General features: G+C 48.9%; 35 protein-coding genes and 2 tRNA genes. 15 read left to right on the forward strand and 22 right to left on the reverse strand.

The window, feature by feature from the left end:
* Positions 1 to 17 precede the first annotated feature (17 nt).
* The 11 genes from NWF04_07715 to kae1 all read right to left on the reverse strand — a co-directional run bounded on the left by NWF04_07715 (position 18) and on the right by kae1 (position 7,977).
* Positions 18 to 791 carry a GNAT family N-acetyltransferase gene (locus NWF04_07715; GenBank protein ID MCW4006460.1) on the reverse strand — a complete coding sequence of 258 codons (774 nt, stop codon included), beginning with the start codon at positions 789 to 791 and terminating at the stop codon, positions 18 to 20.
* 46 nt (positions 792 to 837) lie between these two features.
* Entirely contained in the window at positions 838 to 1,608 is a 771-nt protein-coding gene (locus NWF04_07720; protein MCW4006461.1) for an ABC transporter permease, read from the reverse strand.
* Positions 1,601 to 2,533 carry an ABC transporter ATP-binding protein gene (locus tag NWF04_07725; GenBank protein MCW4006462.1) on the reverse strand — a complete coding sequence of 311 codons (933 nt, stop codon included), beginning with the start codon at positions 2,531 to 2,533 and terminating at the stop codon, positions 1,601 to 1,603. The genes NWF04_07720 and NWF04_07725 overlap by 8 nt, the downstream gene beginning before the upstream one ends.
* A 114-nt stretch (positions 2,534 to 2,647) precedes the next feature.
* Positions 2,648 to 2,725: transfer RNA gene (locus NWF04_07730), tRNA-Asp, on the reverse strand.
* Positions 2,726 to 2,790: 65 nt separating this feature from the next.
* Entirely contained in the window at positions 2,791 to 3,267 is a 477-nt protein-coding gene (locus tag NWF04_07735) for a pyridoxamine 5'-phosphate oxidase family protein (GenBank protein ID MCW4006463.1), read from the reverse strand.
* A gap of 27 nt (positions 3,268 to 3,294) precedes the next feature.
* Positions 3,295 to 3,561, reverse strand: coding sequence for a KEOPS complex subunit Pcc1 (locus NWF04_07740; protein MCW4006464.1), 267 nt, complete (start codon positions 3,559 to 3,561; stop codon positions 3,295 to 3,297).
* Positions 3,539 to 5,005 carry a DHH family phosphoesterase gene (locus NWF04_07745; protein MCW4006465.1) on the reverse strand — a complete coding sequence of 489 codons (1,467 nt, stop codon included), beginning with the start codon at positions 5,003 to 5,005 and terminating at the stop codon, positions 3,539 to 3,541. The genes NWF04_07740 and NWF04_07745 overlap by 23 nt, the downstream gene beginning before the upstream one ends.
* Positions 5,006 to 5,094: 89 nt before the next feature.
* Positions 5,095 to 5,535: a 30S ribosomal protein S15 gene (locus NWF04_07750; protein MCW4006466.1), complete on the reverse strand. Its 441-nt coding sequence runs from the start codon at positions 5,533 to 5,535 to the stop codon at positions 5,095 to 5,097.
* A 162-nt stretch (positions 5,536 to 5,697) separates the two neighbouring features.
* Positions 5,698 to 6,270 (reverse strand): RdgB/HAM1 family non-canonical purine NTP pyrophosphatase, encoded by a 573-nt coding sequence (gene rdgB / locus NWF04_07755; GenBank protein MCW4006467.1) that lies wholly within the window; start codon positions 6,268 to 6,270, stop codon positions 5,698 to 5,700.
* 28 nt (positions 6,271 to 6,298) lie between these two features.
* The gene (locus NWF04_07760; GenBank protein ID MCW4006468.1) at positions 6,299 to 6,964 is read right to left on the reverse strand and encodes a Kae1-associated kinase Bud32; all 666 of its coding nucleotides are present in this window, start codon (positions 6,962 to 6,964) and stop codon (positions 6,299 to 6,301) included.
* Positions 6,946 to 7,977 carry a KEOPS complex N(6)-L-threonylcarbamoyladenine synthase Kae1 gene (gene kae1 / locus NWF04_07765; protein ID MCW4006469.1) on the reverse strand — a complete coding sequence of 344 codons (1,032 nt, stop codon included), beginning with the start codon at positions 7,975 to 7,977 and terminating at the stop codon, positions 6,946 to 6,948. Before kae1 ends, NWF04_07760 begins: the two co-directional genes overlap by 19 nt.
* A 98-nt stretch (positions 7,978 to 8,075) precedes the next feature.
* Between kae1 and NWF04_07770 the strand changes: the two genes are divergently transcribed.
* The 4 genes from NWF04_07770 to NWF04_07785 are packed head-to-tail and all read left to right on the forward strand — an operon-like array spanning position 8,076 to position 10,151.
* Complete coding sequence (locus NWF04_07770; protein ID MCW4006470.1) at positions 8,076 to 8,453, forward strand: transcriptional regulator; 378 nt, start codon at positions 8,076 to 8,078, stop codon at positions 8,451 to 8,453.
* Positions 8,454 to 8,481: 28 nt separating this feature from the next.
* A complete protein-coding gene (locus tag NWF04_07775; protein MCW4006471.1) occupies positions 8,482 to 9,165 on the forward strand; it encodes an RlmE family RNA methyltransferase in 684 nt (227 codons plus the stop codon).
* A 42-nt stretch (positions 9,166 to 9,207) separates the two neighbouring features.
* On the forward strand, positions 9,208 to 9,780 hold the full coding sequence (locus tag NWF04_07780) for a DUF4152 family protein (protein ID MCW4006472.1): 573 nt from the start codon (positions 9,208 to 9,210) through the stop codon (positions 9,778 to 9,780).
* Entirely contained in the window at positions 9,777 to 10,151 is a 375-nt protein-coding gene (locus NWF04_07785) for a hypothetical protein (protein ID MCW4006473.1), read from the forward strand. The genes NWF04_07780 and NWF04_07785 overlap by 4 nt, the downstream gene beginning before the upstream one ends.
* Positions 10,152 to 10,562: 411 nt before the next feature.
* On the opposite strand, the gene NWF04_07790 is transcribed toward NWF04_07785, so the two are convergent.
* Positions 10,563 to 11,147 (reverse strand): methylated-DNA--[protein]-cysteine S-methyltransferase, encoded by a 585-nt coding sequence (locus NWF04_07790; GenBank protein MCW4006474.1) that lies wholly within the window; start codon positions 11,145 to 11,147, stop codon positions 10,563 to 10,565.
* Positions 11,148 to 11,291: 144 nt separating this feature from the next.
* Here NWF04_07790 and psmB point away from each other — a divergent pair, with 144 nt between their 5' ends.
* Complete coding sequence (gene psmB, locus NWF04_07795; protein ID MCW4006475.1) at positions 11,292 to 11,942, forward strand: archaeal proteasome endopeptidase complex subunit beta; 651 nt, start codon at positions 11,292 to 11,294, stop codon at positions 11,940 to 11,942.
* A gap of 64 nt (positions 11,943 to 12,006) precedes the next feature.
* Positions 12,007 to 12,627 carry a TIGR00296 family protein gene (locus NWF04_07800; protein MCW4006476.1) on the forward strand — a complete coding sequence of 207 codons (621 nt, stop codon included), beginning with the start codon at positions 12,007 to 12,009 and terminating at the stop codon, positions 12,625 to 12,627.
* Positions 12,628 to 12,634: 7 nt separating this feature from the next.
* On the opposite strand, the gene NWF04_07805 is transcribed toward NWF04_07800, so the two are convergent.
* Positions 12,635 to 13,768, reverse strand: a complete 1,134-nt coding sequence (locus NWF04_07805) for a hypothetical protein (GenBank protein MCW4006477.1) — start codon at positions 13,766 to 13,768, stop codon at positions 12,635 to 12,637.
* A gap of 142 nt (positions 13,769 to 13,910) precedes the next feature.
* Here NWF04_07805 and nadC point away from each other — a divergent pair, with 142 nt between their 5' ends.
* Positions 13,911 to 14,768: a carboxylating nicotinate-nucleotide diphosphorylase gene (nadC, locus tag NWF04_07810; protein MCW4006478.1), complete on the forward strand. Its 858-nt coding sequence runs from the start codon at positions 13,911 to 13,913 to the stop codon at positions 14,766 to 14,768.
* Between the two features lie 7 nt (positions 14,769 to 14,775).
* Here the strand turns inward: nadC and NWF04_07815 are convergent, their stop codons facing one another.
* Entirely contained in the window at positions 14,776 to 15,438 is a 663-nt protein-coding gene (locus NWF04_07815; protein ID MCW4006479.1) for a CPBP family intramembrane metalloprotease, read from the reverse strand.
* A gap of 154 nt (positions 15,439 to 15,592) precedes the next feature.
* On the opposite strand from NWF04_07815, the gene NWF04_07820 reads away from it, so the two are divergent.
* Positions 15,593 to 16,423 carry an NAD(P)-binding domain-containing protein gene (locus tag NWF04_07820; GenBank protein MCW4006480.1) on the forward strand — a complete coding sequence of 277 codons (831 nt, stop codon included), beginning with the start codon at positions 15,593 to 15,595 and terminating at the stop codon, positions 16,421 to 16,423.
* Positions 16,424 to 16,455: 32 nt separating this feature from the next.
* Here the strand turns inward: NWF04_07820 and NWF04_07825 are convergent, their stop codons facing one another.
* Complete coding sequence (locus NWF04_07825; protein ID MCW4006481.1) at positions 16,456 to 16,947, reverse strand: hypothetical protein; 492 nt, start codon at positions 16,945 to 16,947, stop codon at positions 16,456 to 16,458.
* Entirely contained in the window at positions 16,944 to 18,026 is a 1,083-nt protein-coding gene (locus NWF04_07830) for a hypothetical protein (GenBank protein MCW4006482.1), read from the reverse strand. Before NWF04_07830 ends, NWF04_07825 begins: the two co-directional genes overlap by 4 nt.
* Positions 18,027 to 18,194: 168 nt before the next feature.
* Between NWF04_07830 and NWF04_07835 the strand changes: the two genes are divergently transcribed.
* The 3 genes from NWF04_07835 to NWF04_07845 all read left to right on the forward strand — a co-directional run bounded on the left by NWF04_07835 (position 18,195) and on the right by NWF04_07845 (position 19,175).
* A complete protein-coding gene (locus NWF04_07835; GenBank protein MCW4006483.1) occupies positions 18,195 to 18,419 on the forward strand; it encodes a hypothetical protein in 225 nt (74 codons plus the stop codon).
* Between the two features lie 162 nt (positions 18,420 to 18,581).
* Positions 18,582 to 18,908 (forward strand): hypothetical protein, encoded by a 327-nt coding sequence (locus NWF04_07840; protein ID MCW4006484.1) that lies wholly within the window; start codon positions 18,582 to 18,584, stop codon positions 18,906 to 18,908.
* A gap of 189 nt (positions 18,909 to 19,097) precedes the next feature.
* Positions 19,098 to 19,175 (forward strand) — tRNA-Val (locus NWF04_07845).
* Between the two features lie 240 nt (positions 19,176 to 19,415).
* Here NWF04_07845 and NWF04_07850 read toward each other — a convergent pair.
* The 6 genes from NWF04_07850 to NWF04_07875 all read right to left on the reverse strand — a co-directional run bounded on the left by NWF04_07850 (position 19,416) and on the right by NWF04_07875 (position 23,659).
* A complete protein-coding gene (locus tag NWF04_07850; GenBank protein MCW4006485.1) occupies positions 19,416 to 20,174 on the reverse strand; it encodes a DUF2110 family protein in 759 nt (252 codons plus the stop codon).
* Entirely contained in the window at positions 20,171 to 20,701 is a 531-nt protein-coding gene (locus NWF04_07855) for an HDIG domain-containing protein (protein MCW4006486.1), read from the reverse strand. The genes NWF04_07850 and NWF04_07855 overlap by 4 nt, the downstream gene beginning before the upstream one ends.
* Positions 20,694 to 21,206, reverse strand: a complete 513-nt coding sequence (locus NWF04_07860; GenBank protein ID MCW4006487.1) for a transcription factor — start codon at positions 21,204 to 21,206, stop codon at positions 20,694 to 20,696. Before NWF04_07860 ends, NWF04_07855 begins: the two co-directional genes overlap by 8 nt.
* Before the next feature lie 85 nt (positions 21,207 to 21,291).
* Positions 21,292 to 21,834 (reverse strand): tRNA (cytidine(56)-2'-O)-methyltransferase, encoded by a 543-nt coding sequence (locus NWF04_07865; GenBank protein ID MCW4006488.1) that lies wholly within the window; start codon positions 21,832 to 21,834, stop codon positions 21,292 to 21,294.
* A 2-nt stretch (positions 21,835 to 21,836) separates the two neighbouring features.
* A complete protein-coding gene (gene hflX / locus NWF04_07870; GenBank protein MCW4006489.1) occupies positions 21,837 to 23,105 on the reverse strand; it encodes a GTPase HflX in 1,269 nt (422 codons plus the stop codon).
* A 23-nt stretch (positions 23,106 to 23,128) separates the two neighbouring features.
* On the reverse strand, positions 23,129 to 23,659 hold the full coding sequence (locus NWF04_07875; protein MCW4006490.1) for a multiprotein bridging factor aMBF1: 531 nt from the start codon (positions 23,657 to 23,659) through the stop codon (positions 23,129 to 23,131).
* Between the two features lie 85 nt (positions 23,660 to 23,744).
* Here NWF04_07875 and NWF04_07880 point away from each other — a divergent pair, with 85 nt between their 5' ends.
* The 4 genes from NWF04_07880 to NWF04_07895 are packed head-to-tail and all read left to right on the forward strand — an operon-like array spanning position 23,745 to position 25,847.
* Complete coding sequence (locus NWF04_07880) at positions 23,745 to 24,206, forward strand: pseudouridine synthase (GenBank protein ID MCW4006491.1); 462 nt, start codon at positions 23,745 to 23,747, stop codon at positions 24,204 to 24,206.
* A gap of 53 nt (positions 24,207 to 24,259) precedes the next feature.
* Complete coding sequence (locus NWF04_07885) at positions 24,260 to 24,619, forward strand: nascent polypeptide-associated complex protein (protein ID MCW4006492.1); 360 nt, start codon at positions 24,260 to 24,262, stop codon at positions 24,617 to 24,619.
* 58 nt (positions 24,620 to 24,677) lie between these two features.
* Positions 24,678 to 25,604, forward strand: coding sequence for a PfkB family carbohydrate kinase (locus NWF04_07890; GenBank protein MCW4006493.1), 927 nt, complete (start codon positions 24,678 to 24,680; stop codon positions 25,602 to 25,604).
* Positions 25,605 to 25,640: 36 nt separating this feature from the next.
* Positions 25,641 to 25,847 (forward strand): hypothetical protein, encoded by a 207-nt coding sequence (locus NWF04_07895; GenBank protein ID MCW4006494.1) that lies wholly within the window; start codon positions 25,641 to 25,643, stop codon positions 25,845 to 25,847.
* Positions 25,848 to 25,854 lie beyond the last annotated feature (7 nt).

Here is a 25,854-nt window from a genome sequence, read left to right on the forward strand (position 1 = left end):
GCAACAAAGAACAAGGACTACTTTGATAGTTTTAGCTCCTTTTTGAGTATGTTTTTGAAGCGTGTGTTGGAGATGTAGTGGTCGGCGTAGATTCTGCCGTCGTTAATTAGGGTAAAAGTCGCGTAGATGTTGGGGGCGTTTTGGGCGTCTTTTGCGGTTTTGAGCGGGGTTACTTTGAGGTCTAAGCCGTTTTCTTTGGCGATTTCTTGCAGTTCAGGTATGGAGCGGGCAACCCAGGGGCACTGCATGGAGTAGACAACGTTTAAGCCCGTGTATTGGTTTAGCTGTTTTTTCCAGTCTTTGAATTTGGGTTGGGCGCCAGGTTTTAGTTGTTTTACAAGTAGTTCGAAGCGGTCTTGGGTTTCCACGACTTCAAAGCCGTTTTTTAGGAAAAGCTCTTTGCCTGCCATGTGAGCCCCATCACTGGTGACCACAGCAACACCCAGCTTTCCCGCTGCTTTGGAGTCTTTGACTGCTTCCTCAACTAAGAGTGAACCGTAACCTTTGTTCTTGTACTTGTTAGGGTTCATCCACACACAATGAATAAACACGTAATTTTTTGCGTCTACTGCCCGCCAAGCATACTCCCCTGGCACGTACTCGATAAACCCAATGGGTTTTTTTACGCCTTGAGCAAAAAGCAGTTTGATGGTGAAGCCTTCCGCGAATCGTTTAGAGAGCCAATCCAGTTTTTTCTGATGACCCTCATGGGAAGGAGCCATAAAACAGGGACACCCAACTTCGCGATAATTCTTTGGAGTTAAAGCCTCAACAGTTACGGTATCGCTCATTTAGCCACCACAAATACAGTCGGGGGAGTGCCTTTATCGTTTTCTGTTAGATGTCTCGCCATCGTGCTTTGGTTTTGGCAAGAAGGAAAAGAACCATGGCTAGGACAAGTAGCACTGTCCAGTCTAGAGCAATTGTCAAAGTTGAAACGTCAAGGTATCCTGCGGCGTTTTGGGCAATCTGGGCAACATATGTTGTGGGAGAAAAGTAGGCTAGATACTGGAAGGGCATTGGAATGTAGGTTATGGGGTAGTATACTGGGGGTATTGTTGAGAAAAGCATGGAGATTAGCCGTGAGAAGGCAAAGCTTTGCACGATGTCGCTAGAGAAGGTTGATAGGGTAAAGCCGATTGCGATGGATACCAAAAACATCAAAAACAGCACAGCAACAAACTGCAAAAGACCAACTAGGCTAAGAGTTAAAAAGAAATGAGCTAGCACAGAGAGCACAATCAAAGCTGGAAGCGAATAGACAATCTCGCCCAGAGCGATTCCAAACAGGTAAGTTACCCAAGAAGTCGGGGAACTAACCACCATGTCCTGTAGTCTAAAGTCGTTTTTTAGGTGTGACAAATCCGTTTGGATGGACATGCCGCTTTGGAACATGGTCATTATGAAAGCGCCTGCTATGGCGGGTCCAATTAGGCTTCCGCGGCTGACCAAGACGATTAGAAACAGAAAAGAGAAAGGCGCAAAAACCGTGTTAATCAAAACAACAGGGTAATTTTTCATTTCGTAAATGGAGTTAACCAAGACGCCTGCGAGAATTTGGCTGGATTTGCTTCGTTTGCGCAGCGGCGTTTCTTTAGCGTTAGACATTGGCGTGGTCGCCTCTTTCTTGGCTGATGAGGTAAAAGAAAATGTCGTCTATCGAAACGGGGTTTATGGTAAATCGTCCGTTGCCTTTGGAGAGGACGCGGGCAATTTTAAACGCTTCTTCTTCATTGGTTAAAATGCGGACAAACCCGTCCTTGTCAGCTAAGACGTCTCCGCTGAGTTGTTCAAGAAAACTTTTTGACGGCTCAAAAAGCAGTTTGACGCTGTAATTGTGCTTCACGCTTTGCCTAAGCTGCTCTAAAGTCCCAATGCGAACCAGCCGTCCCTTCTCCAACACGCCAATGTAGTCCGCAAGAGCCTCTGCTTCCTCCAGATAATGCGTAGTTAAAAACGTAAAGCGTTCTTTGCCGGTTTCTTTGAGAAGGTCCCACAGTGCTCTTCGGGATATGGGGTCGAGTCCTGTGGTGGGTTCGTCAAGAAAAACAATTTCTGCCTCAGAAGCCAAAACCGTAGCAACGGAGACTTTTCTTTTCATGCCGCCAGAGAGCTTTCGGTTTAGGATGTTGCTGTATTCGCCAAGCCCCACGCGCTCCAGCCAGTAGCGTGCACGCCTCTTTGCCTCGCCATAGCTAAATCCACGCCAAAGCAGGTACGAGAACACGGTTTGCATGGGTGTCATCCAAGGCACTGGACGAGCTTCTTGGGGGACGATGGCGATTTTTTCTCTAAGCCGCTTTGGCTGCGAAATAACATCAACCCCGTTAACCACGGCTGCACCAGAGGTAGGTTCAAGCGCAGTTGCCAAAATCCTAACCAAAGTAGTCTTGCCCGAACCGTTCCTGCCAATCAGTACAAAGATGCCCCGTGAAGGAATAGAAAACGTCACCGAATCAAGCGCACGGGTCTTGCTGTCCCCATAGACCTTCACCAAATTATTGCATGTAACAGCGTGGGTGATATCTGTCATTTAACCGCCAAACATGACCCTGAGCGCTCAGGAATTTGTTAAGTCTTTCGGTCACCAACCCAAAAACCAAGACAACAAAAACCACCACAAAAACGCCAACCAAGAAGGAAGAAGTGGCGCCCAGGCCGGGATTCGGACCCGGGTCCTGCGGGCGACAGCCGCATATACTAGACCTAACTATACTACCTGGGCTTTGATGTGCTTCTTGAATACTTGCGTTTTTAGCTAATTAACCTTTCTTTGTAAAATTATGCGGGTTAGGGTTGGTGGTGTTGTTTTCCTGTTAGGTGGGTTATGTTGATGCGGAGCATGGTGGTTTTGGCGAGTTTTTCAGGTTTGATTTTGGCGAGTTTTTCTTGGGGGCGGTTGGAGAGCTGATTTACTAGTACGGTCATGGCGTGCTGTTTCTCCTCTAAGTCTTTTATAAGGTGTAGGGTGCCTTGGAAGTGGACGCTTTTGTAGGCGTAGTCGCATTCGTCGGTAACGCCGTAGTCCTGGACGGCTTGCCCCCAAACCTTGTTGTTGGCTTTTAGGTAAACGAGTTTTTTGCCGTCAGGGGCACAGTGAAAATAAAGGCAGTTTCGCGAGGGGTCGTAGCCGTGGCTTAAAGCAACCAAGTAAGGCTCATCACCCATGCACAACGCCACAGTAACATATTGAGTAACTGAAAGAACTTTTTTTAACGCTTCTGGGTCGGTGATTTCGCGGTCTTTACGGCGAACATGAAACGACATACCAAACCATAACAGGAAAAAGCCATATTAACCTTCAAGGTGCTCAGCGGGTTTTTGGGTGGCAACGGTTAGGGCTTTTTCGGCGGTGCAGGCGCAAAACAGCAGGTCATCAATGGTGGCTATAAGCGTGGGGAGTTTGCCGTTTAGCTGTATGGTGGTGGTTACGCTGTTGCCGTTTTGCTGGGTGGTTATGGTTAAGCCTTCGGGCGCGGCGTGGTTGTCGGGGGATACTGCGTTTGCTATGGCGACCGCGGTTTTAGGGTTTTGGTAGTTAAGAGTTATCGTCGCTTCCAATTTGTTCGCCTCGAAACTGTTTTGCCACCAACTCGTTTGCCAACGCCACAAACTCATCCACCTTGTCTAGGTCTACTTGGGCGCCTGCTGCGATGTTGTGTCCGCCGCCTTTGCCTTCGAACTGTTCACTGGCAGCTTGCATAACTTTGCCCAGGTTTACTCCTTTGTTTATTGCAAGGTCAGTGGTTCGCGCAGAGAATTTGACGACGTCTTCATCGGGGACTTTGGCGTAAGCTAAAAGCGGTTTTTCAACGTTGGGGAGGTTGGATACGAGTATGGAGGATATGGTGCCGATTATTTTTTCGTTGACGTAGTCTTCGCCGTTGACGACGTAGATGTTGTCGAGTTCTTTGAGGCGCTCAGGCTTTTCCATGACCCAGTTTAGGTATTTGTTGATACTTTTGCGGTATTCGTCGAGGGCTTGTTTGGCTTCTTCAAGTGCGGTGGTTCGGTCGCCCATGCACACGGATACGCCAAGGCTAGGTCGGTCAAGGCGCCCCGTAGAGTTCAAAACCACAGCAAATTCGCGGGCGTCCCGCAGCGGCGTTCCAGGCTCCTCAGCTGTTAAAACGTAGATGTGCCCAATTAGGTTGGTGATTTCGTAGTGCAAACCCTTGGATAGCAGGTACTCCGCCAACGCCGAGCATAAACGTTTCTTCTCCTCCTCAGTAAGGTCACGCAGCGCCCGCCATTTATCACCAGTCTTAAGCGGAATGTTCAAGCTGGACAGAAAAGCGAGGCTTTTGTCTTCTTCGCCGCTAATGCCAGGCAAAAACGGGTTAGTGGTTGAGGAGAGGGTGCGGTGTATGGGGCGAGTTTCCCTGCCAAAAAACGTCAGGTCCCTCTCGACTGCGAGCAGTCCTGCTTCTGTGGCGTCTTTGACCATAAGGGCGTTTAAGCCGTCAAGTTTGCGTTGGTCGTAGCGGTCTTGCATATCACCCAGTGCACCAACTATGGCTATAGGGGCTAAGTCGACGTTTTGGGGGTTTAGGGCGCGGGCTGCAAAGTAGGATACGCCTGAGCCGCTGACATCAGTTGCGCCGTCGATGCCGTGCAGGTGCGGGTTTACGTGGGTAAAGTTGGGGTTCTCGTTTGGCGTGGTGGTTTGGTGATGGTCAAGTATGACAACTTTGGTGTTGGGGACTTTTTCGTTGAGCAAGTCGATGTAGCCGCTGCCAAAGTCTGTGAGGATGATGAGGTCGGGTTTGTCTTCGGCTATTTGGTCGAGGATTTTTGCGTCTAGCCACTGAGTGATGCGTATTCGAAATTTTGCATCTAGGCGCTGCAGGGCTTTGCCCATGACTCCCGCGGCGGATATGCCATCAGCGTCTAGATGAGAGAAGAGGTGGATGAAGCCGTCTTCTTGGATGACTTGTTTTATGATTTGGGCTGCTTGCTCTTCGGTTTTCAAGAAAGCGTCAATTTGGTTTTGGTCAACAGGCATACAATTCACTTGGCGAGTTTGAATTCAAAAGGTTAGAAGGGGGTAGGGGCAATATGTGTTGTGTTTGCCCACAGGGTTAAGATTGGGGTTTAGGTGATGGATGCGATTTTTGGTTTGTATTTCCAGTTTTGCTGGAGGATGCCTTGGCGTTTGTAGTAGCGGGAGAGTTTGTGGATTTTGGCTTCGATGATTTGCATGTTGCGTTTGTTGTGGCTGTCTTTGTGGTTTTTGTCCATGTGAACTGCCATGCGTTGTGCTTTTTTCATGAGGTCTGAGAGGTCTTCGGGCATGGCGGGGGCAAGACCAGAGTCTTTGAGGGTTTGGCTGATGCTTTTGCCCGTGACGGGTTTAGCCAAAGGAATAGCATACTGGTCTCTTAGAACGGTGCCTATGCTGCTTAGGCTGTGACCTTCCTTAGCTAACTTTATGATAAAAGCCTCCACTTCCTCTGGCTCATATTTACACCAGCTAGGAGGACGCCTGCTAACCGGACGAATACTATGTGACTTTCCATGTTCCTGTTTCGGCATGTCTACACCTTAACACTTTGCAACTAAACACCCACATAAAACGCATATTTAAGAATAACTGTAGCAACCACAAAAACCATGTACCACACAAGACAATTTGAGAGAAAAACAGAGCCGTTTTGGCGTAATCTACAGGTCTTTCACAAAGGTACTTGTCTGCCACTACATTTTGTACCAGTTGGCGAATTTTTGCAGGGCTTTTGCACGGTGAGAGTGCTGGTTTTTTTGCTGCGGAGTCATCTGCGCGAAGGTTTGCTTGGTACTTGCGGGTTGGAAGATGGGGTCAAAGCCAAATGCGGTTTGGGGGTTGCTGGCTTGCTGTGTCTGGGTGATTTCGCCTGTGACTTCGCCTTCAAAGCACAGGGGCTCAGTTAGGGTGTCGTCGATGTAGGCTATGGCTGAGCGGAAAGTTGCCTTGTGGTTTTGGGTGCCTTGGAGGAGTTGGAGGATGCCGTCGTTGCCTAGGGTCTTGTAGGCGTACGCTGCGTAGGGTCCGGGGAACCCGTTGAGCGCATCTATGAAAAGTCCTGCGTCTTCGACAATTAGGGGCAGGTTAACGCGGGGGTATGCGTCTTTGGCGCTTGCAACGGCGATTTCTACAAGGCTGTTGCTTTGGATTTCCATGGCTTTTTCACGCAGCATAGCAGTGGCGATGTTGTTTTGGGTCAGTATGACACGGGCTTCGTTGAATTTGTGGATGTTACCTGTGGCGAAGAAAACAACTTTTCCTTTCAAACTAAAACTCACCATTATCCACCTTACCTTACAAGTCGTCTTGTTTTCTTTCAGAGATGTAGCGGCCTCTTTTTTCTATTTCCCTGATTTTCTCTAAAACCTTCCCAGCCGCCGCGGTGCCCCGTAGTTGTGTGTAGCCTTGGAGGATGGTTTTGTAGCAGGCGGGGGCGTTTTGGTAATGGGTGCTTTGCAGGGCGTGTTTGAGCAGGTGTAAATCGACGCCTTGGGCTTCGGTCTCAGAGGTTTTGTCGCCTAATCCAAAATCAACCAGAACTAGTCTGCCAGATGGGTCTATGAGCATGTTGGAGGTTGTTAGGTCGCCGTGGACTAAGCCGCTGCGGTGAAGTTTGCCAATCGCTTCTCCGATTCTAAAGCATAGGTCTTGGCGTTCTTTGTCAGGCAGCGTGTCCAGAAGCTGCTTAGCTTGTTTTCCTTCGATGTACTCCATGGTTATGGCGGCGTTTTTGGTGTCAACCATGTAGACGTTGGGGGTTGCGACGGCGGCGCGTTTGGCTTCATGCATCAGTTGGGGTTCACGGGCGGTTCTAAAGCGTCTAATCGTGTTGTCTAAGGCGGCGGGGCGGTATGCTTTGGGCAGACGCGTCTTAACAACCACTTTTTTGCCGTGCCAAACACAAACACTAAGGCTAGCTTCGGCTCCCTTCTTTAACAAAGTCATGTTTTGTTCACCCATGGCACATCCACCCTATCCACGCGCCACTTCAGGTGCACGTAGCTTTTATCCAAAGGCGTAACCAACCCGTGCAGGTACGCCAAAGTGCCTGTCCATGCAATCATCGCGCCGTTGTCAGTGGCGAATTTTAGGGGAACCACGCTAAATGCAGCGTCGTGCTCTTCAGATATTATTTTTAGCATCTCTTGAAGCCGCTTATTCGCCGCTACGCCACCCGTCAGGAGTACTTCGCGTTTTTCCGTGTGCGCTAAGGCACGTTCGGTAACTTCGGTTACCATGGAAAACGCGGTTTCCTGTAAGCTAAAGCACAAATCTTCAAGGCTGCAAACGCCCTTTTGATAAGCCGTCACCGCCGCCGTAAGCAAGCCACTTAACGACAAATCCATACCCTTCACCACATACGGCAACGAAACCAACCGCTCACCTTTCAAGGCAAGCTTTTCCACCACCGCCCCAAACGGCAAACCCCCCTCACGCTTGAGGCCAACTTCGCGGGCAAACACGTCTAAACAGTTCCCCAACGCGATATCTAGCGTTTCGCCAAATACGCGGTACCTGCCTGATGCGTATGCGGTGACCATGGTGTTGCCTCCTGAAGCGTACAGCGTTAAGGGGTCTTTGGCGCCTGTTTGAAGTTTGCCAATTTCGATGTGTCCCACCGAATGATTCACGCCTACCAGCGGCACTTCTAAATACGAAGCTAAAGCACGCGCGACGGTTGCGCCTGTACGCAAGCATGGACCCAGCCCAGGGCCTTGGGCAAAAGCGATGATCTCTAAATCTGCGGGTTTGACGTTTGCTTGGGAGAGCGCATCTTGGAGGACTTGGTTGGCGACTTGGGCGTGGTGTCTTGCGGCTTCTCGAGGGTGTATGCCGCCTTCTTCTGGGACGTAGCCGTCGGAAACGTTCGCGAGTATGTCGCCTTTGAAGGTTGAGATGCCTACTCCAAAGTCGTCGGCAGTGGATTCTATGCCCAAGCAAAGGCGCTTTTCTGGTGGAGGTTTTGTTGTCATCTTTTTTGTCTCGTCAGGGTTAAATCGGCATACGTGGGGGGATACATATTTTTATCTGCCGCGTTCGCATATATAACGTATATTTGGAACTGATTCAGATGCCAAAACGTAACGATCTAGAACAGAAGGCGTTGCATTTCGTTGTTAACACGGGTTATCAGGGGGTGCTTCAGTCGGAGCTGTGGCGAGAACTAGGTGCAAGCAGCAGGGAAGGTTCAAGAGTAGCTATTAAACTTGAAGAAAAAGGCTTGATCCGCAGGGAAAAAGAGTTGGAGGGCGGCAGATGGACGTACCGTCTTTATCCTAAACGTATGCCCGCGAGCATAGAATCCATTGTTGATTGTCCCTGCCTGTTGTGTCCTGACAGTTCACGATGCGACCCCACAACAGTTATCTCGCCTAAAAGCTGTGACCGCTTAACAGAGTGGATCATTAACTTAGACAAACCCGAAGAAGAAGCGGATTTACCCCAGTAACCAAACAGGGTTTTAGGAGGAATTTTGGGTGGGCAAAACCAAGACGTACATCAAGCAACGTAAAGAGGAATATTACTACAAGAAAGCCAAAGCTGAAAACTACCGCAGCCGAGCCACCTACAAACTAACACAGACCATAAACAAGTACCACTTCATACGCTACGGCGACATAGTCGTCGACTTGGGAGCAGCACCCGGCGGATGGATACAGTCAGCAAGAAAAGCCGCAGGCAAAAAAGGCTTCGTCTTAGGCGTTGACCTCAAACCCATCGAGCCATTTGAGCAAACGTATATTCGAACCATAATCCTTGACATGACCGAGCCCACAGCGGCAGAGCAAATCCTAAGTTTCTTGCCCCGCAAAGCAAACGTCGTAATCTCCGACATGTCCCCTAACATCTCAGGCGTTTGGGAAGTCGACCACGCCAGACAAATCGACCTCGCAACCAAAGCCTTCGAAACCGCACTACAAATCATGCGACCCGACGGCAACTTTTTCACCAAAGTCTTCGAAGGCGAACTCGTCAACGAATACCTACAAAAAATCAAAGAAAACTTTAGAGAAGTCAAATTCATAAAACCCAAAGCAAGCCGCGCCAAAAGCAGCGAAATGTACATACTCGCCCTAGGTCTAAAAGCCAGACACATAGAACCTGCTCCTGAAACTGCGCCTGAACCTGACTTGGAAGCAGTAGAAGAAGAGCAAAACTAATTTTTGTCACACCCCGCTACACCTTTATGTTGGTGGCGTTTGGTGAGGATTGTTTCGGCAGATTCTGCAGCGGCAATTTTGGATGAAGAGTTTGAGCCGCAGTTGATGGTTGCATGCGGAGCCGTATTGGTCGAGGAGCCCTACAATAGGGCGCGTGTGGAGTTGGTTGAGCCACTGTTTTTGGAAGCGGATGATAGCCGCGAAGTTATAGTTCGCGAAGCAGAGATGTGTTTGCGGTTGTTGGATTGTGTGGATGCTGATGTGGTGCATTTGGATATGACGTTTGGGGGCTTGTCGGTGGAGGAGCTCTCGCCTGTGGAGTTGTTTAACCAAAAACCGTCGCTGCGTGCAAGGCAAAACCTACTCAAAATCTTGCCTAAACTACGCAAAGTCGCCGCGGAAATCCACCGAAAACACGACATAGAAACCCTCGCCATAGGCAAAGAAAGCATACCCGTAAGAATCGCCGAGTTAACCACCGCCGCAATCGTCGAAACACTATTAACGGTTACTTCAATGATAGTCAAACCGTTTCACGTCCATAAATTACTGTTTAGGAATAAGCTTAAAACCACGAACCTCAAAGGTACGTACATAAAGTGTTTTGAAACATGAAAAAAACCGTTCAAGCCACCGCCATCATAGCTGCAGCCGCCTGCATATTTGTCATCGCAGGATACGGATTACAACAAAGCACCGCGCAACCCGAAATTGTGCAGACCGAAAATTACTGGGTGGAAACTGAACGGGGAAACCTGTTTCTCCACACCAACATAACCGTAACTAACAAAGGCGCAACAGGCTGGATAACCATATACGCCGAGTACCACAGTAACATCCGCGGTGACCTGCGACTGGGAAAAGCCCTGTACCTTCCCTCAGGCGAAAACTACACCATACACTTTAGCAACGACCGCTTAGACAAATACGCCAGCTTCACCCAAGCCTACGCGGTAGCAGGCAAAAAAACAGACTTCACGGTATAAACCGAGGGAGGGGAGATACTCGTCAAGAGCACTATGCTTAGACTCTTGACACGCTTTAAACTCGCTTTTCATAGTAAATTCCCGCGACTCGACCACACCCAGCTGGTACTCCTCGGCTAATCGCTGCTGCTCCTTAAAAAGACGAGCAACCTGCAAATAAATCGTGTAAGCAAAATACAATATACCCATGCAAAAGCCAAAGTCGCGCCAACACAACTTAACCCGCGGTAACGATTAATCTGGTTAACCTGCTCCCTGTATCTCCAACACTTGGCTAAGCTGTGCCGCCGCCGTAAAACAAAAAGAGTCTGTGCTGTTGGGGTTGCCTACAAGATGCAGCCACCAAATCTCCGAGTTTCCTAACCCATCGCTCGCGGCTTTCGCGCCCTCAAAATCGCCCCACGCTAAACCCTAAAGCCGCCGTAGCACAAACTCGACGGGAAAAACCCGCAGCACCGCATCGTCGAGGGGGAGGTCTAAGGGTTTTGTGTAACCACGTTTCTCGCGCATGAGAAGCTGGGTTTTCAAGGCTGCGCCGCCGCCGTAGCCGCCTAAACCAAAGTTGGATTTGACCACTCGATGGCAGGGGATAAGCGGGGCAAAAGGGTTAGCTGCCATGACGTTTCCGACCGCGCGGGCACCTCCACCAGCAGCTTTAGCTACACTGCCATACGAAGCAACATACCCCACGGGAACCAACAAGACCGTTCTGAGCACGCGTTGAGTGTAGGCGGGCAGGGTTTCTAAAGCTAAATCCACGTGTGAGATGGCGGTGTCTTTGCCGTCGTGGAGGTCTTTTAGAAGTGAGATGGTTTTTTTGGCGAATTCTGATGGGTTGGTGACAGCTTGGAACGGTACATCAAAGGGCAGGCGCTTTAGTAGGCTACGTAAAACCAGTTGTTCTCCGTGGGAAAAAGCTGTGGCATACACTTTTTTCTCTTCATACGCAACGCCAAACCAGACGCCGCCAGAGTTTTGCAGGTAAAGCTGCATCATTTTGCGTTGTTCACCAGTTAGTTTTGGGTGTTGTGGGTTTTTTAGGGTTGTGCAGGTACGTTGGGGTTGCTTGTGGTTTGTTGTGTGTTGAGATTAACTTAATTAGGTCGTCTTGCGTATTTGAACTGGCAAGGTGTAGGAACATTGGAAGGATATGGACCTCAGATTGAATCCCAGTCACCAGCTCAGGCTCCAAACGGAGTCTCTTGGGTTCCAGGCGCCACAACCGTGGGCGTTGTATGCAAAGACGGCGTAGTCTTGGCTAGTGAGAAGCGCGTTTCTTATGGCTACTTGGTTATGAGTAAAGGCGGCAAAAAAGTTTTCAAGGTAACCGATGAAATCGGCGTTGCCTGCGCAGGCTTGGTTAGCGACATGCAGGTTTTGGTGCGTGATGTGGAAGCCAACGCAAACCTGTTCACCATGGACGTAGGCAGAAAAATCTCAGTGCGCGCCGCAGCCAAACTCATGTCTAACATACTGTTTAACCGCAGAATGGCACCACTCATCACACAAACAATAGTTGGCGGCATAGACGACAAAGGACCCTCCCTTTGGGTTTTGGACGTTTTGGGGTCTGTTTTGCCCGACGACTACGCAGTGGTGGGTTCAGGAACAGAAATTGCCATGGCAATCATAGAGGACGGCTACAGCAAAGACATGACCGTGGAAGACGCCAAGAAACTGGTAACCCGCGCCATAAAATCTGCCATAAGCCGAGACATCATGAGCGGCGACGGCATTGACTTGCTGGCGATTACCAAAGATGGTGTAGTTGAAGAAACCGCCAAAATCTAACCTTTCTTTTTAAGGTTTAAAGCAGCAAACCAAAAGCTGCAGTTATTATTGGAGGCATAATAAGTTGTCTTTTGAACTTGCCGAGAAAGAAGGAAAATTCCTAATAGAGCTTGCCCGAAACACCGTCAAAACCTTTTTAGAAACAGGGCGAACGCTTAGTCCACCACAACAAACCCCAAAGAAACTGTTTGAGAAATGCGGCGTTTTCGTCACCATAAACTCAGTCAGGCAAAGCAAAAAGATGCTGCGAGGATGCATCGGCTACCCTTACCCAACTAACCCGTTGGTGGAAGCTGTTATTGATGCGGCTATAAACGCGGCAACTCAAGATCCACGGTTTCCCCCAATGAAGAGTGAAGAGTTGGATGGGGTGGTTTTTGAGGTGAGTGTGCTAACGCCGCCAGCGCTTGTGGAAGTTGCAAGCCCCAAAGAGTACCCAAAACAAATCAAGGTAGGCGTGGATGGCTTAATTGTTGAGCGGGGCTTTAGTAGGGGGTTGTTGTTGCCGCAGGTTCCTGTGGAGTGGGGCTGGGACGAGGAAGAGTTCCTGATCCAATGCTGCATAAAAGCAGGTGTATCCCCAGACAGCTGGCTAAGCAAAGACACGCGCATCTACAAGTTCACAGCCATAATCTTCGAAGAACAACAACCCAACGGCGAAGCCAAACGCAAACCCCTCTCCTAAAAGCAGTTTAGGACAACAAGTCTTCTATGATTTGAGCAGCGCGTTTTAAGCCGTCGTACTGGTTTGAGGCTTCGTTGAGTCTGGTTATGTTTTGTTTGTAGGCTGCGTGGTTTGTTTGGATTTGCTGCATGGCATGTCGGAGTTGGCGTTTATTTTTTGCAGTAATTGAGCAGTGCATGTCGGATAGTTTTGTGGCGTTGGCGAGTTGTTCAGCTTGTGTCGGAATGCAGATGCTGGGTTTGGCGTATTTGACAACTTCGAAACAGGTTATGTGCCCCCCGCTAAAGATAACTGTCGAGGCGTTTTGCATGCATTGTCGGCGTTCTTCTGCAGAAAGCCATGTGTGGACGTCGCAGTTGCCGATTCTGACGGATTTACGAGCTTCACCAGGCATGCCTAAGCTTATTACGCCCGTCACGCCGAGTTCTTGGAAGATAGGAAGCATCATCTGCATTAGCTTGGAGCGGGTGCCAAATGGACCGCTAATGGGTGCGAAGACATATTTGTCGGAGCCTGCTGTCGGAGTGGTGTCGAAGAAGCTGCCGACGTACTCGGTTTTGTCGGATACGCCAACGTGTTGCAGGTTGCCGATGTTGTAGTCGCAGATTGTGTCTGGTGGGGGGTTGTCGGGTATTATGATTTTGGCGCAGTCTTTCACGTAGCGCTCTGTGAATCGTTCGCCAGGGCTTAGCAGCGCAGAGAAGCCGTAGCTGGGGCGTATGAGGTTGGTGATGTAGACGGCGGGTATTTTCCATCGGTGGGCTAGGCGTAGCGCGTTTATGTCGCCGTCGGCTATTAGCATGTCTGGCTGGATTTCATGTATGTTGCGTCGCAGGTCATAGTAGCGGCGGATAACTTCCATGGCGTTGGAGGATTTGATTTGGAGTTTGCCGTTTTCGCCATCAAAGTAGGGCAGCGGAAACAGGGTGTTGATTAACGATGCGGAGGTTAGGATGCCGCTGCTGTTTTCGTACCATGCAGTTGGAGTGGCGAAGTAAACGTTATTGAAGACCTCGTTGAGCACAGAGTAGGCTTTGCCGCCTGAAAAAAAGAACAGTTCATGCCCGTTTTGCTCTAAACGTTTGCCCAAAGCCATAGTTCGGGAAGCATGCCCCAAACCCAACTCAGAACACGCATACATCAACCGCATAACCCTAACATTGAAACAGCCATTTATTTTAGATTATCCACAATCCAAACAAACAAGCCCAACACAGCCCAAGCAGCAACGGCAAATCAGGGAGGGAAAAAGGGTTTTAAGCGCAAAAAGGCAAAGTTAGGGTATGTTTGTTCCACGCAGGGTTTTGGAAGAGAAGCTTTTAGAGTTTGTAGCTGAAGACGTTGGACAAGGAGACGTAACGGCAGCAGCAGTTATTCCCGCGGGGCTAAAAGCGAAAGCAGTTGTTTTAGCTAAAGCAAAGGGCATAGTTGCAGGCGTTGAGGAAGTGGAGGTTTTGGCGCAGGCGTTTGGGTTACAATCCACGGTGCAGGTTACAGACGGCTCACAAGTCAAAAAGGGACAGGTTCTTTTAGAGCTTACAGGAGATGCCCAAACAATACTTTGCGTTGAACGCACCCTACTAAACTTGCTTTCACGCATGAGCGGCATAGCCACAACCACCCACAAAATCGCAGACAAACTAAAACAAGCCAACATAAAAACCCGCATAGCCGCAACCCGCAAGACCTCGTTGGGGTTTTTGTATTTTGACAAGAAAGCCGTCATGGTGGGCGGTGGGGATTCGCATAGGCTGCATTTGGATGATTTGGTTTTGATAAAGGATAATCATTTGGCTTTGGCAGGCGGCTTGGAAAACGCTTTGGAACGCGCCAAGCAGAACGTGTCAGCTTACAAGAAAATCGAAGTAGAAGTCACCTCCGCTGTAGATGCGGTTAAAGCAGTGCAGTTAGGAGCAGACGTGGTTATGCTGGACAATTTTGCGCCCAAGCAAATTAGGGAGTCGGTGGCGTTGCTGGAGGAGGCAGGTGTTTTGGGCAAGGTCCTGTTGGAAGTTAGCGGCGGCGTAACCGAGCAGAACATAGAAGAGTTCGCCGTGCAGGGCGTGGACATAATTAGTTTGGGGGCGCTAACGCACAGCGTGGAAGCGTTGGACATCAGCTTGAAAATGACCCCGCTCTGAAAACTCGTTATATGCCAAACAGTAGCAACGCGAGCACCATAAGGTTCATGGATGCGTGTGCGGTTGCGGCGGTGGTGTAGTTCCATCGGTGATAAATGTAGCCCAAGGCAAATCCGCCTACAAAAGAGGCTATGATGTATACGAATTCAGGGTCGAAGTGGAAGAGCCCAAATACCAAGGCGGAAACTATGGCGGCGGGCAGAAAAGAGAATCTTCGGGTGAGAGCGTTTTGTAGAAAGCCGCGGAAGGCGAATTCTTCGCAGATACCTGCTAGAGCAAGTGAGGTAGCGACTAGTATTAGTCCGAGAGGGGTTTGGCTTGTGTTTATGAGGAGGGTGTTGGATTCTTCGACGGCTTGGCTTACACCAAAGATAGAGGTAAGCAGTGAGGATACGGCAACGTTTAGGAGAATTAGAGCTGCGCCAGCGGAGATGCCTATTGCGATTGATTTTGGGTTGAAGCTTATTTTTATGTAGTTTTTGATGTTGATGCGTTTGAAGAGCAGGTAGCTTAAGGGCACAAGAAGAATGACCAGCTCGCCTAGAACCAAGGTGGGTTCAGTTCCCAAGGTTAACAAGAAAGCGCCGCCTAAGAAGACAAACAAGAAAAACGTGGTTAGGATAACTAAGCCTGCTTCAAAAACGGGAACAACATGGGACTGGTCTGCCAAGAGGATTCCTCTACAAAGTTGCTTGTGCACGCGCACTAAAAGGTTTTGTTACAACCATCTATAAAGGATTTGATTTGGGTTTGGCGTAGTTGTCGGATTCTGCTGAAAAGGTAAAGCTTAAGAAGTTAACTCGGGTTAGTTGTGGTAAATTACTTTGGGGTCAACTAAACTGAGCAGCAAAGTTTGTGTTATTGGTCTTGGGCAAGTTGGTTTTCCAGTTGCAGATTACGCGTACAAGAAGGGACTGGAAGTCTGCGGGTACGACATCAACCCCGCCACGGCAGAAAAAGCAATGCAGACAGGAGGCTTCAAAGCCACCACCCAATGGGAAACCATACCCCCCGCGGATGTCTACATAGTCTGCGTAACCACCAGCCAAACCGATCAGGGACCAGACCTCACACCCGTTTTTGAAGTCTGCAAAAAAATAGCCCAAAAAGCCCCATCAAACGCTTTGATATCCATAGAAAGCACCATAATCCCAGGCACATCCAAAAAAATCTACGAAACCATCCTGCAAAAACGCGTCGGGCTTGTCCATGCACCGCACAGGTACTGGGCAGACCAAGCAGACAAATACGGCGTAAACCAGCTTCGAGTCATAGGCGCCGTCAACACGCAAAGCCTGCAAACGGGATTAAAATTCTACCAAGACACACTGGGCATACCCATGCACACCTGCAACACCGCAGAAGTCGCTGAAATGTGCAAAATCACCGAAAACTCCCACCGTTACCTGCAAATCGCGTTCGCCGAAGACCTAAAGATGCTTTGCAGCCAAATTGGCATGAGCTTTGAAGAACTCCGAGCTGCCTGTAACACCAAATGGAACGTAGACATACCAGAAGCTCGAGACGGCATAGGCAGACACTGCCTCCCAAAAGACATCAAATATGTAACCTCCCTAGCCCCAAGCACCATGCTACAAAGCGCCATGCAAGTAGACAAACAATACCGCGAATGGCTAATCAAAAACCAACAATAGCGCGGCTTTTGCTTTCTGTTCTTTGGGTTATTTTATGTTATGCGTATGAATTGGCAGTTGAGGGTTTGGGCGGCTTTTTGGTCGCTATCTGAGTTGCCTATGAATAGGATGTTTTTGAGGGGGTGGTTGAGTTGTTTGGCGGCGGTTTGGAGTTGTTCTTGGCGGTTTAACGAGTCCTCACGGGTCAGCACCACATCGAAAGGCAGGTTCAGTTCTTGGATTAGCGGCGCGGCGAGTGCTTTACCCTGCAAAGTAACAAGGGCTTTAGGCTTGTTTACGTGCTTCTGATAAAGCGTCATGCCCTGTGGTTTGGGGGTGATTGCGTTTTTGGCGGCGTCTTCTGCTTTGTCCCAAGCAGCAAAAACTTTAGCTTTTAGCTCTGGGGGTAGTTGTGGGATTTTCTGGGTTAACGGGCAAACATCGGCGGTTCCAAGTATCTGCCTAAACTCGGCGTACATAGAAGGGTAGTCTATAGGTATGTCGACCAAGGTGCCGTCTAAATCAAAAATAACCGCAGCTATCACTGATACATAGCTCCCAAAACCTTGCCGTCACGAACCAAGCGTGCAGGAGCATCCATATGCCTAATCCAGTACACGTCTTTGGGCAACACGTCATATTTTGGCATGTCAGGAATGGTTTCTTTGAAGGCGAGGCGTATGTAGAGGTAGGGGATGTTGGCGCAGTAGTCGTTGCGGATTTTTTTGCTGGCAAAGGAGAAGAAGAAGCTGGTGGTGAACATTCTGCCAGGGTTGATTTCGGTAACGCATGCGACACCGTTTTGGTTTTCTTTTAAATCCACGCTTGCGATGCCGCTAAAGTTAGGGTCAATTGCCAAAACCGCTTCCGTGCCAGTTTTGTTTATGTTTTCGTCGTGTACGGTGCGCTGAATGGCGGGGGTTCCTGTGACCGCGGAGGGCGCGAGGTACGCGTAGATGTATTCGAGGCGTTCGCGAGCCATCGAAGTTATCAATTCGCCGTTTTTCCAGATGCTGTGAAAGGCGATGTTTCGTCCAGGCAGGTGCTCTTGAGCCATGAACTCCCAGTCTACGCCTCGGCTTCGCCAGTACTTTATCCACGCAAGGGCGGTTTGGGGGTTGTCTGCGGGGGTGCTGCCTCGTCCGCCTGCTCCGTGGGTTGCCCGTATCCAGAGGGGGCTTCCAAACTCGGCGAAGGCTTTGTCGATGTCGGCGTCACTTTGAATTTTGAGGGTTTTGGCGACAGGAACCAATTTTTGCTGCCATATACTGGCGGATTCAAGCTTATCCTGAGTGGCTTGCACGGCACGTTTTGACGGCAAAAACACGGGCGCATCAAGCTTATCACGACACTCCGACACAACCTCCACCTCCACGTCGGGTTGCGCATGCAAAAACTCCACCTTCTCCTTGCGAATGACCACGTTTAACGCGTCAATGTACCCTGCCTCTTTTGCCAGCGGCACCAAATACTTCTTGTCAGTAGACGCCAAATGCAAATAATCCACGTTCGCTTCTGTGCCTACCAAAAACAACGTTTCAGGCGCAACACGCAACGAACTAACAAAATTAATACCCGCTGGACCCCCAGCACCCGTACACAAGATTCTCTTCAAATTCTTCACACTCATAACCTTTAGTTCTTAGGCATAACTGCGAGTTTGGTTCAATATTACAGTCGCCAGTTTATATTTATTCGCAGTGAAGAGAGGGTTTGTGAGATAACGTAGGGATACAAGTTGGTACAGAATGTTTATATCAAGGCACATTAAAAATGCAACTTGTGATTTAATATGGGCGAGAAAGAAGTGGTTAGCAAGAAAACCTCCAAAGTTGTTGCTGTGGTTTGTTTTGCGTTGGTGGTTGCGTTGGCTGGGGTTTGTGTTTATGAGATGCAATTAGCAGGGCAGTTGTCAGACCAAGTCAGCAATCAAGAGGACATCATTGCAGGTTTACAGTCAACAGTAACGCAGAAGAATTCTGAAATAGCAGCCAAGAACCAGCAAGTCGAAGCTTAACAGAACAGGTCTCAAACCTGCAACATGAAATTGAGGTTAAAATAGAAACAAAACCAAAACTACCAGACCCAAATAGCCCAGCTCAACAGCCAAGTAGATAGCTTAGAAGCCCAAGTATCAGCAAAAGATGCAGAACTAGAAAGCAGCAACCATCAAATTGCCGTGTTAAACACTCAATTAAATGAGCTCAAAGTAGCCAAACTTGTTAACGTGGGCATAGGAGGATACGACAACAGGGCAAACCCTGATAACCCATTCATGATAATCGAGGGGTCAGTTTGCAATGTCGGAAGAGAAACCGCATACAACTGTGAACTAAAAATCATCGCAAACCAAGGAGAAAACCAAAGCATATTCTTCCTTACCCTAGGCACAGGAACAATACACGGACTAGGCACAGAAACATTTAGCACAAACATCTACTACACAGGCAATCCCATAGAAATGCAAAACCTAATCATAACCCCCCAATGGACAACCACACCCTAACCCCCAAACGCCGCACCCCCTTCCGTTAAACATACCACACCACTACAAATCAACAAAACGTATCAGATAACAACTACTCAACTGAGTAAAACAGCGCAAAACATCAAACCCATAAACAAACAAACCAAACCCAAACCACAACATATAAACCCACAAAAACCCACAAAAAGTAAGCACCAACAAACGCGGGGGCTGGTCGTCTAGCCTGGTTAGGACGTTGGCTTTACACGCCAAAGGTCGCCGGTTCAACTCCGGTCCAGCCCACCACAAAATTTCTGGAACCGTTTTTCTGTTTTCGTTTAGGCTACATTGTTTAAAAAAGAGTTGAGTAAGCGACAACCTGTACAGGAACTATTTTTTGTTGGCTTTTTTGGCGCAGGCGTCGCTACAGTATTTTTTCTTCTTATCAAAGGTCATGAAAACTTTCCCGCATACAGAGCATTTCTTTTCCATTTTTAGTTCCTCGTTAAGGCGTATATGTTGTGGATGGTCTAAATCTCTTTTGTGTTATTGTGGGGTTAGCTGGAGTTTTTTGGGGTTATAGACGGCGAATTTGGCTTTTCGTAGGCGTTTGCCGATTCTGCCAATTATGCCTGCGGCGTCGGTTCCTAGTTTGCAGACTAAGGCGTGTTCGAAGAGCCCTAAAGATTCTGTGTTGATGATGTCGCGGTTTAGGTATTCTTGCTCTACGGCAATGTCTATTTGGGTTTTGGAAGCGCCCAAAATGATTAGGCGGTCAAGCAGAGAGTCACGCCAGTTGTGGTATTGGATGATTTGTTTGGGGGCGAGTTCGGCTTCTACTGTGTTTTCTTGGGGGTCTGCGTTGAGGATTTTGAGTTGCAGGGGGAGGTTTTCGGTTATGCCCCATTGTGCAGCGATTTTTTGCAGGGGCAATTCTTCGCCGTTTGTGAGGTGTTTTTGCAGGTGCTTTAGGCTGATTTTGGCGAGAACTGTTTTGGGTTCGAAAACTCCGATGTCCACAAAGAGGTCGGCTTTGTCTTTTATTGGGGTGACGTAGCCTTTTTGGATGGAGAATTTCTTGAGGTTTTCTACTTTGCCGGGGCAGGTTCCTGCTTCGCGGTCAAGCAGGTTTTGGGCGATTTGTTCATCTTCGCCTTCAAGCGAGAGCAGGACCCATTTGCTATTTACGGTGCCCTTTATGGTTACTGTTACGTCTAGTTCGTCAAACATGCCAGAGAAGACTTGGCTGAGTTGTTTGAGTTGGTGAGTGTTGTAAATTCTTGTTAGAAGCGCTATGTCGGTCATGAGTTTTCCTCGAGGAGATGGGTTATTTCGTCGTGTACTTTTTTGACACGGTCAGCGGCGGCGTTTAGGTTTTCTTTTCTAAGCCGCTCAAGCGTTAACTCTACGGATACGCGCCCATAAGGTTCTACAAGTTTGTCGGCGTAAGAAACAATTTTCTCCTCCAAAGACAAAGGCACATACCCGTCTCGGGGCCAACCCAGCTTGCTTGCTTCCACCGCAGTTATTCCCCCGCCCACATGCCGCTTAATTATATCAATTACGCATTCAGGCAAGTTCTGTGCCATGGCGATTTCGGCTCCGACTATAGCGTGGTTTACCGTATGGGTTTTGGCTCTGCCAAGGTCATGGAGCAAAGCGCCGATTTCGACTACGTCAACGTTTACGGTGTAGCCTTTTTGTTGGAGGGTTTGGGCGGTTTCTTTAGCAAGGTCAGCTACTGCTATGCAGTGCTCGATAACTTCGTTTGGGCAGTTGTTGCTGCGAAGAAGCGCTATTGCTTGCTCCCTACTAGGAAGCTTGTCACTCACCTAACTCCTTCCTTAACTGCTCAACTTTTGCGCCTAACGACTCAACCATTTGTTGGTTTTCAAAATGAGACAAGGGTTTGCCGCAGACGTTACAGTGGAAAACTAGCTCCACAGCGTCCTCGAAGGGAACGCGTTTGCATTCGGGAGTGTCGCAGTAGTAAAAATCGTGAGTGGACTCGTATTCTAAGCGCACAGTGAGTTTTTCAAGGACACGGCGTTTTTGGCTTAAAATGAAGCCTTCAAGCTGGTCGGGTTGGAGTTTCCAGTGAAAAATGAACCAGCCTGTTTTGGGGTCGCGGGTGCGCCGTAAACTGACAAGGGAGTGGTCGTAGAGTTTGTAGAGAATTTTACGCACAGAATTTAACCGAATTCCAGTGCTGTTTGCTATCTCATCATCGGTAATCTCATCCTTGGCTTTAAGGTACTCAATTAACTGCACAGCCTCCTCCTCACCCAAAGAAGCCGCCACCTTCATCAAAGTCGCATCGTCAATAGTCGATAACATGGCACAATTCCTTTGTAAACGCGCTATATAATAAGGCAGGCTCTTCCATAAAACTCTTCTTCACTAAACCGCCAAAACCGTCAATTCAAAGTAGCTTCTTGCCTCTTTGCTGAGGAACAATCTTGAGCTTGGCGTCCTCAAAAGTCCGCCCCAACGCCGCGCCCTCAAAGAAACGGTCCAAAAAAATGGCAAGAGCCGCACATTCTGAATGAGGCTGATTCCCAACCGCCACGTTAAAATCCGAAACTTCATCATAGTAAAACTCGCCAGGAACCTTCTGGCTGCCAACTAAAACCAAAACGTCTTTTCCCAAATCACGTATGCGCTGCAGAACGTTGCTGGTTTGGATGTTTTCGCCATACGCGGTTAAGTGAACAACCACGCCGCCGCTTGTTTTCCAGTTGCTGACTGCTTTTTTCCATGGCGTTTTCATTTCAAAAAAGAAGTCGCCGCCCCAACTCTGAGTCACTTTGTCAAGGGTCTGCTTGATTTTTTCGTCAGCAACATCACACAAAATGAAACCTGAAGCACCCAACGCACGCGAAGTCAATGCGACATGCGTGGTAAGGCGCACATCACGCTGTGGACGATGCCCCCAACGCAAAACAACAACACGACCCGCCGCCACAGTTATTGCTCCTTTTGGTTTGGGGTGGTGTGGATTTGGAATTTGCCATTTAGGTCTTTGATGCGGCTTTTGATTTTTTCCACAAATTCAGGTTCAGCTTCAAAAGTTACTTCCACAGAGTCGTTGCTGTAGTTGATGCTTTTAACTTCTGCTTGTTTGTGCACACGCGAAACCAAAGACATAACTTCACTATTTACAGGCACACAAAACGATGCGGCGACGTAACCTTCCAGCTTGCGCAAAACCACTTTTCGCAGCAAATCCAAGTTGGTCTGGTTTTTTGCGGAAATCAAAAGATGGTTTATAGTGTCCCCTTGGAGTTGCGTAACTTTTTGGGTGACTTCTTCGGGGCTAAGGCAGTCGATTTTGTTGAAGACAGTTATTATGGGGACTTGGGAGGCGCCGATGCGGTCAATGGTTTGCAGGCAGACGCGGCGTTTGTTTTCAATCTTCTCTAAGGGCTCGTTTAAGTCCAAAACGAGCAGGATAAGGTCGGAGTATATGGTTTCTTCCAAGGTGGAGTTGAACGCTTCGATGAGCGAGAGTGGGAGGCGGTCGATGAAGCCGACAGTGTCGGTTAGCAGGATTTTGCGTTTGGAAACTTCGATAAGGCGGGTAGTGGTGGAGAGCGTGGTGAAGAGTGCGTTGTCTACTTTCGTGTCCTCTTGCACAATGGCGTTAAACAGGCTGCTTTTGCCCGCGTTAGTATAGCCTGCTAGGGAGATGCTGTAAAAACCCAGTTCTGTTCGCCGTTCACGATGCAACACGCGTTTTTCCCGCACCGCGCGCAGTTTTTTTCGTATGGTGTAGATTTGGCGTTTGATGGCTTCTTGGTAGATGTCGGCTTCGTAGACGCCTATGCCCATGAAGCCTGGTTGTTCGCCTGCTTTGAAGAGGTTGACTTTTTCTTTGGCGTGTTTGAGTTCGTGTTTGAGGGTGGCAAGCTGTATTTGGAGTTTGGCTTCGGTGGTGGTTGCGCGGTTGTTGAAGATTTCGAGGATGAGTTGGAAGCGGTCGATGATTTCGACTTTGGTTGCTTTTGCTAGGTTGTAGGCTTGGATGGGACGCAGGGAGTTGTCAAAGATTACTTTTTCGGCTTTGGCTTCTTTAACTAAGGCGGCGAGTTCTTCGACTTTGCCTTTGCCGATTTGGTAGCGTGGGTCGGCGCGGCGTAGCTGCTCCATTTGGGCGGTTACGGTGTAGCCTGCGGATACGGCTAAGCCTTTTAACTCGTCAAGGCTTGAGCTTTCGCGGTTTAAACGGCGCTGCACTATGATAACGTTCGTTCTAAGGTTTACTCTCCCTTGTCTTTCTTTTTGAACTCGATAAGGTCGCCAAGCGTCAATTCGCGGTTTGAAGCTTTAGAAACACTCTGAGCAACATCCTTCTCCTCCGCCACAGAAACCAACAACGAAACCTTCAACTCATGCTCAAGGCGTGCGATTAACTGGTTGGTTGGCGCAATTTTTCCAAGCTCGATTTTACGCAAAACCGAAGCTTTCTCACTAATTCTCATGCCTAAATCCTCCACACTTAACCCCGCTTTCTCGCGTGCATGCTTGATAACCTCAGCGTAATCCGAAATAACCTCCTTGGTAGTGTCCACCTTTGCTTTAACCACCCGCTTCTTAATTGGGATAGGTCCCTTAAACGGCGAACCCAAAGAAGGCTGCATTTGGGGAACAGGAGCAGGTTTTGGCGCAGCAGGCTCCCAAGTTGCCTGCCCATGCTTTGCACAGCTACCACAAACAGTTAACTTCGCGCCCTCAATAACAACGCGCATCGGACTCTCGCGAATTTTGCGACCACAAACTTCGCAACGCAATATACTCACCTAGATTGTTTTTATTGCATCAACGTATGTTTATAGTTGTCGAAAAAAATCAGGCACATTTAAGGAGAAAAACGCTTTGGAAAACCCCCTCACAAAACTTCGCAGTATTGCGGATTACCAGTTTGGAGCAGGCACAGGCAAAACGTTGTTCCCAGACGACATAGACGTGGAGTACTCCAAAGCCACAGGCAAAATCCGCTACATCAACCACCAAGGAACCCGCATAGCCACCCTACGCCCCACAGACGGCATGCTCTCGCTAAGCATACAAGCCGCAAAAACCCTAACCCAAAACAAAACACCACCCCCGTGCCTCATCACGGTGCAGCAAGACGTAGCGCCATTCATAGCCAAAGGAGGAGACACCTTCGCAGCCCACGTCACCCAAGCCGACCCCGACATACACGCCAAAGACGAAGTCATCGTCCAAGATGAACAAGGACAAGTGCTAGCCGTTGGACGCGCCATGCTTTCTAGCTCTGAAATGAAAGCGTTCAAAACAGGAGTAGCCGTCAAGGTCAGACACGGCACCCAATAAAAGTTAAGTATATTTGGTTCTAATGCAGAATACTTGAATGAAGGTAAACATACATGCCACGACATATGAACCCCCGAGATACCAAGCGCATGATGCAACGTATGGGTATGAATCTAGAAGGCGTAGACGATGTTAAAGAGGTCATAATCCGAACCCCCAGCAAAGAAATCGTTGTTGAGGCGCCTGAGGTGGCGATTGTGAATATGCAGGGGCAAAAGATTTTCCAGGTTGCAGGCGGCAAAATCTCTGAGCGTGCGCCTACTCAAAGTGGTGAAGCGGCGGCGCCGAAGGTTTCTGAGGAGGATGTGCAGTTGGTGGCGGGGCAAACAGGCAAGACTGTGGAGCAAGCCAGAAATGCGCTGCTTGAGTGTGAAGGCGACCTTGCAAAAGCTATCCTGCTGCTTTCTTCTTAATTTTTGTTTGTGGCTAAGCGGTTTATATACGCGGTCTCATACGTTTTTGTGACCTTAGATGGCGCCTTCATCAGATATTGTGGTAGTTGGACATTTTTCAGTAGATACCATCGTGTTGCCTAGTTTAGCGGAGGTGTTTGTGGGTTTGGGGGGTTCGGTGGCGTATTCTTCGTTTGCAGCTAGGCTTTTAGGCAGCAAGGTTGGGGCGGTTTCCAAGGTCGGCAGCGACTTTCTCCAAGAATACGAAAACAGGCTCAAACTATCAGGCATTGACCTTTGCGCCGTAACTCGCGCGCCAGAGTCTAAGACCACGCAATTTGAGTTGGTGTACTCAAAGGATTTATCGCAGCGCAGTTTGACACTTAAAAGCCAAGCTCCCCCACTCACCATCGAAGACTTGCCAGCAGACCTGAAAGCAGAAATCATTCATGTTGCGCCCATTGCCCGCGAAGTAACGCCAGAGGTTGTGGAGCAGTTGCGGGGTTGCTGCAAGGTTTTGTGTGTTGACCCCCAAGGAATGCTGCGGCACTTTGACGCAGACGGCAAAGTAAGTAACAACCAACCCGTAAGCAGGGAACTGTTGGGGTTGATGGATATTTACAAGTCCTCACTCAACGAGATTCTTGCCACCACAGGCAAATCTGACCTAAAACAGGCAATAAAAGCGGTTCATGATTTTGGCGTAGAAACTGTCATTGTCACGTTTGGGGCAAAAGGCGCAATCTTATCCACCAATCAGGGTGCAGCGTACAATCTGCCAACGTTTCCGTGCAGGGGGTATGTTGATCCGACGGGCGCGGGGGACGTTTTCATGGGCGCTTTTCTAAGTGAGCATTTGCGCAAGAAAGAGTTGTTGTGGTGTGGTTGTGTGGGGAGTGCGGCGGCATCGTTGGTTGTTGAGTCGGTTGGTGCTACAGGGTTTGGGTCAAAAGCGGAAGTTTATCGTCGCGCTGGGGTTTTGTATGAAAAAGAAATAAAGCAATGAATGCGTTTAGTGGGGTAGTTATGTGAGGCGTAGACTGTGGGTCGTGTAGATAAAGGTGAAAAATGCGGCGTTTCAGGCTGCAGCAAAGAAGCGGAACGTTCAGTTTCGATAGATAAAGCTAAGGCTGCGGGTTTGAACGTTAGCGGCGAAAAACGTGCGTACCTTTGTAAAGAGCATTATAAGGAATTCAAGAAGAAAACCAAGAAAGACAAGACCCTTGAGAAGTGGCGTTACGGCGCATAGGCTGCGT

This window comes from Candidatus Bathyarchaeota archaeon, from assembly GCA_026014465.1.
Classification (GTDB): Archaea; Thermoproteota; Bathyarchaeia; order Bathyarchaeales; family Bathycorpusculaceae; genus JADGNF01.

Excerpts from the sequence above, each read along its gene's own strand:
- NWF04_07835 (MCW4006483.1), top strand. The coding sequence starts at position 18,195 with ATGGGCGAGAAAGAAGTGGTTAGCAAGAAAACCTCCAAAGTTGTTGCT.
- NWF04_07860 (MCW4006487.1), bottom strand. The coding sequence starts at position 21,206 with ATGTTATCGACTATTGACGATGCGACTTTGATGAAGGTGGCGGCTTCT.
- NWF04_07790 (MCW4006474.1), bottom strand. The coding sequence starts at position 11,147 with ATGATGCAGCTTTACCTGCAAAACTCTGGCGGCGTCTGGTTTGGCGTT.
- NWF04_07805 (MCW4006477.1), bottom strand. The coding sequence starts at position 13,768 with ATGTATGCGTGTTCTGAGTTGGGTTTGGGGCATGCTTCCCGAACTATG.
- NWF04_07885 (MCW4006492.1), top strand. The coding sequence starts at position 24,260 with ATGCCACGACATATGAACCCCCGAGATACCAAGCGCATGATGCAACGT.
- NWF04_07890 (MCW4006493.1), top strand. The coding sequence starts at position 24,678 with ATGGCGCCTTCATCAGATATTGTGGTAGTTGGACATTTTTCAGTAGAT.
- NWF04_07720 (MCW4006461.1), bottom strand. The coding sequence starts at position 1,608 with ATGTCTAACGCTAAAGAAACGCCGCTGCGCAAACGAAGCAAATCCAGC.
- NWF04_07770 (MCW4006470.1), top strand. The coding sequence starts at position 8,076 with ATGCCAAAACGTAACGATCTAGAACAGAAGGCGTTGCATTTCGTTGTT.
- kae1 (MCW4006469.1), bottom strand. The coding sequence starts at position 7,977 with ATGACAACAAAACCTCCACCAGAAAAGCGCCTTTGCTTGGGCATAGAA.
- NWF04_07715 (MCW4006460.1), bottom strand. The coding sequence starts at position 791 with ATGAGCGATACCGTAACTGTTGAGGCTTTAACTCCAAAGAATTATCGC.
- NWF04_07735 (MCW4006463.1), bottom strand. The coding sequence starts at position 3,267 with ATGTCGTTTCATGTTCGCCGTAAAGACCGCGAAATCACCGACCCAGAA.
- NWF04_07850 (MCW4006485.1), bottom strand. The coding sequence starts at position 20,174 with ATGACCGACATAGCGCTTCTAACAAGAATTTACAACACTCACCAACTC.
- NWF04_07750 (MCW4006466.1), bottom strand. The coding sequence starts at position 5,535 with ATGCCGAAACAGGAACATGGAAAGTCACATAGTATTCGTCCGGTTAGC.
- NWF04_07725 (MCW4006462.1), bottom strand. The coding sequence starts at position 2,533 with ATGACAGATATCACCCACGCTGTTACATGCAATAATTTGGTGAAGGTC.
- NWF04_07745 (MCW4006465.1), bottom strand. The coding sequence starts at position 5,005 with ATGCCTGTTGACCAAAACCAAATTGACGCTTTCTTGAAAACCGAAGAG.
- NWF04_07785 (MCW4006473.1), top strand. The coding sequence starts at position 9,777 with ATGAAAAAAACCGTTCAAGCCACCGCCATCATAGCTGCAGCCGCCTGC.
- nadC (MCW4006478.1), top strand. The coding sequence starts at position 13,911 with ATGTTTGTTCCACGCAGGGTTTTGGAAGAGAAGCTTTTAGAGTTTGTA.
- NWF04_07760 (MCW4006468.1), bottom strand. The coding sequence starts at position 6,964 with ATGGGTGAACAAAACATGACTTTGTTAAAGAAGGGAGCCGAAGCTAGC.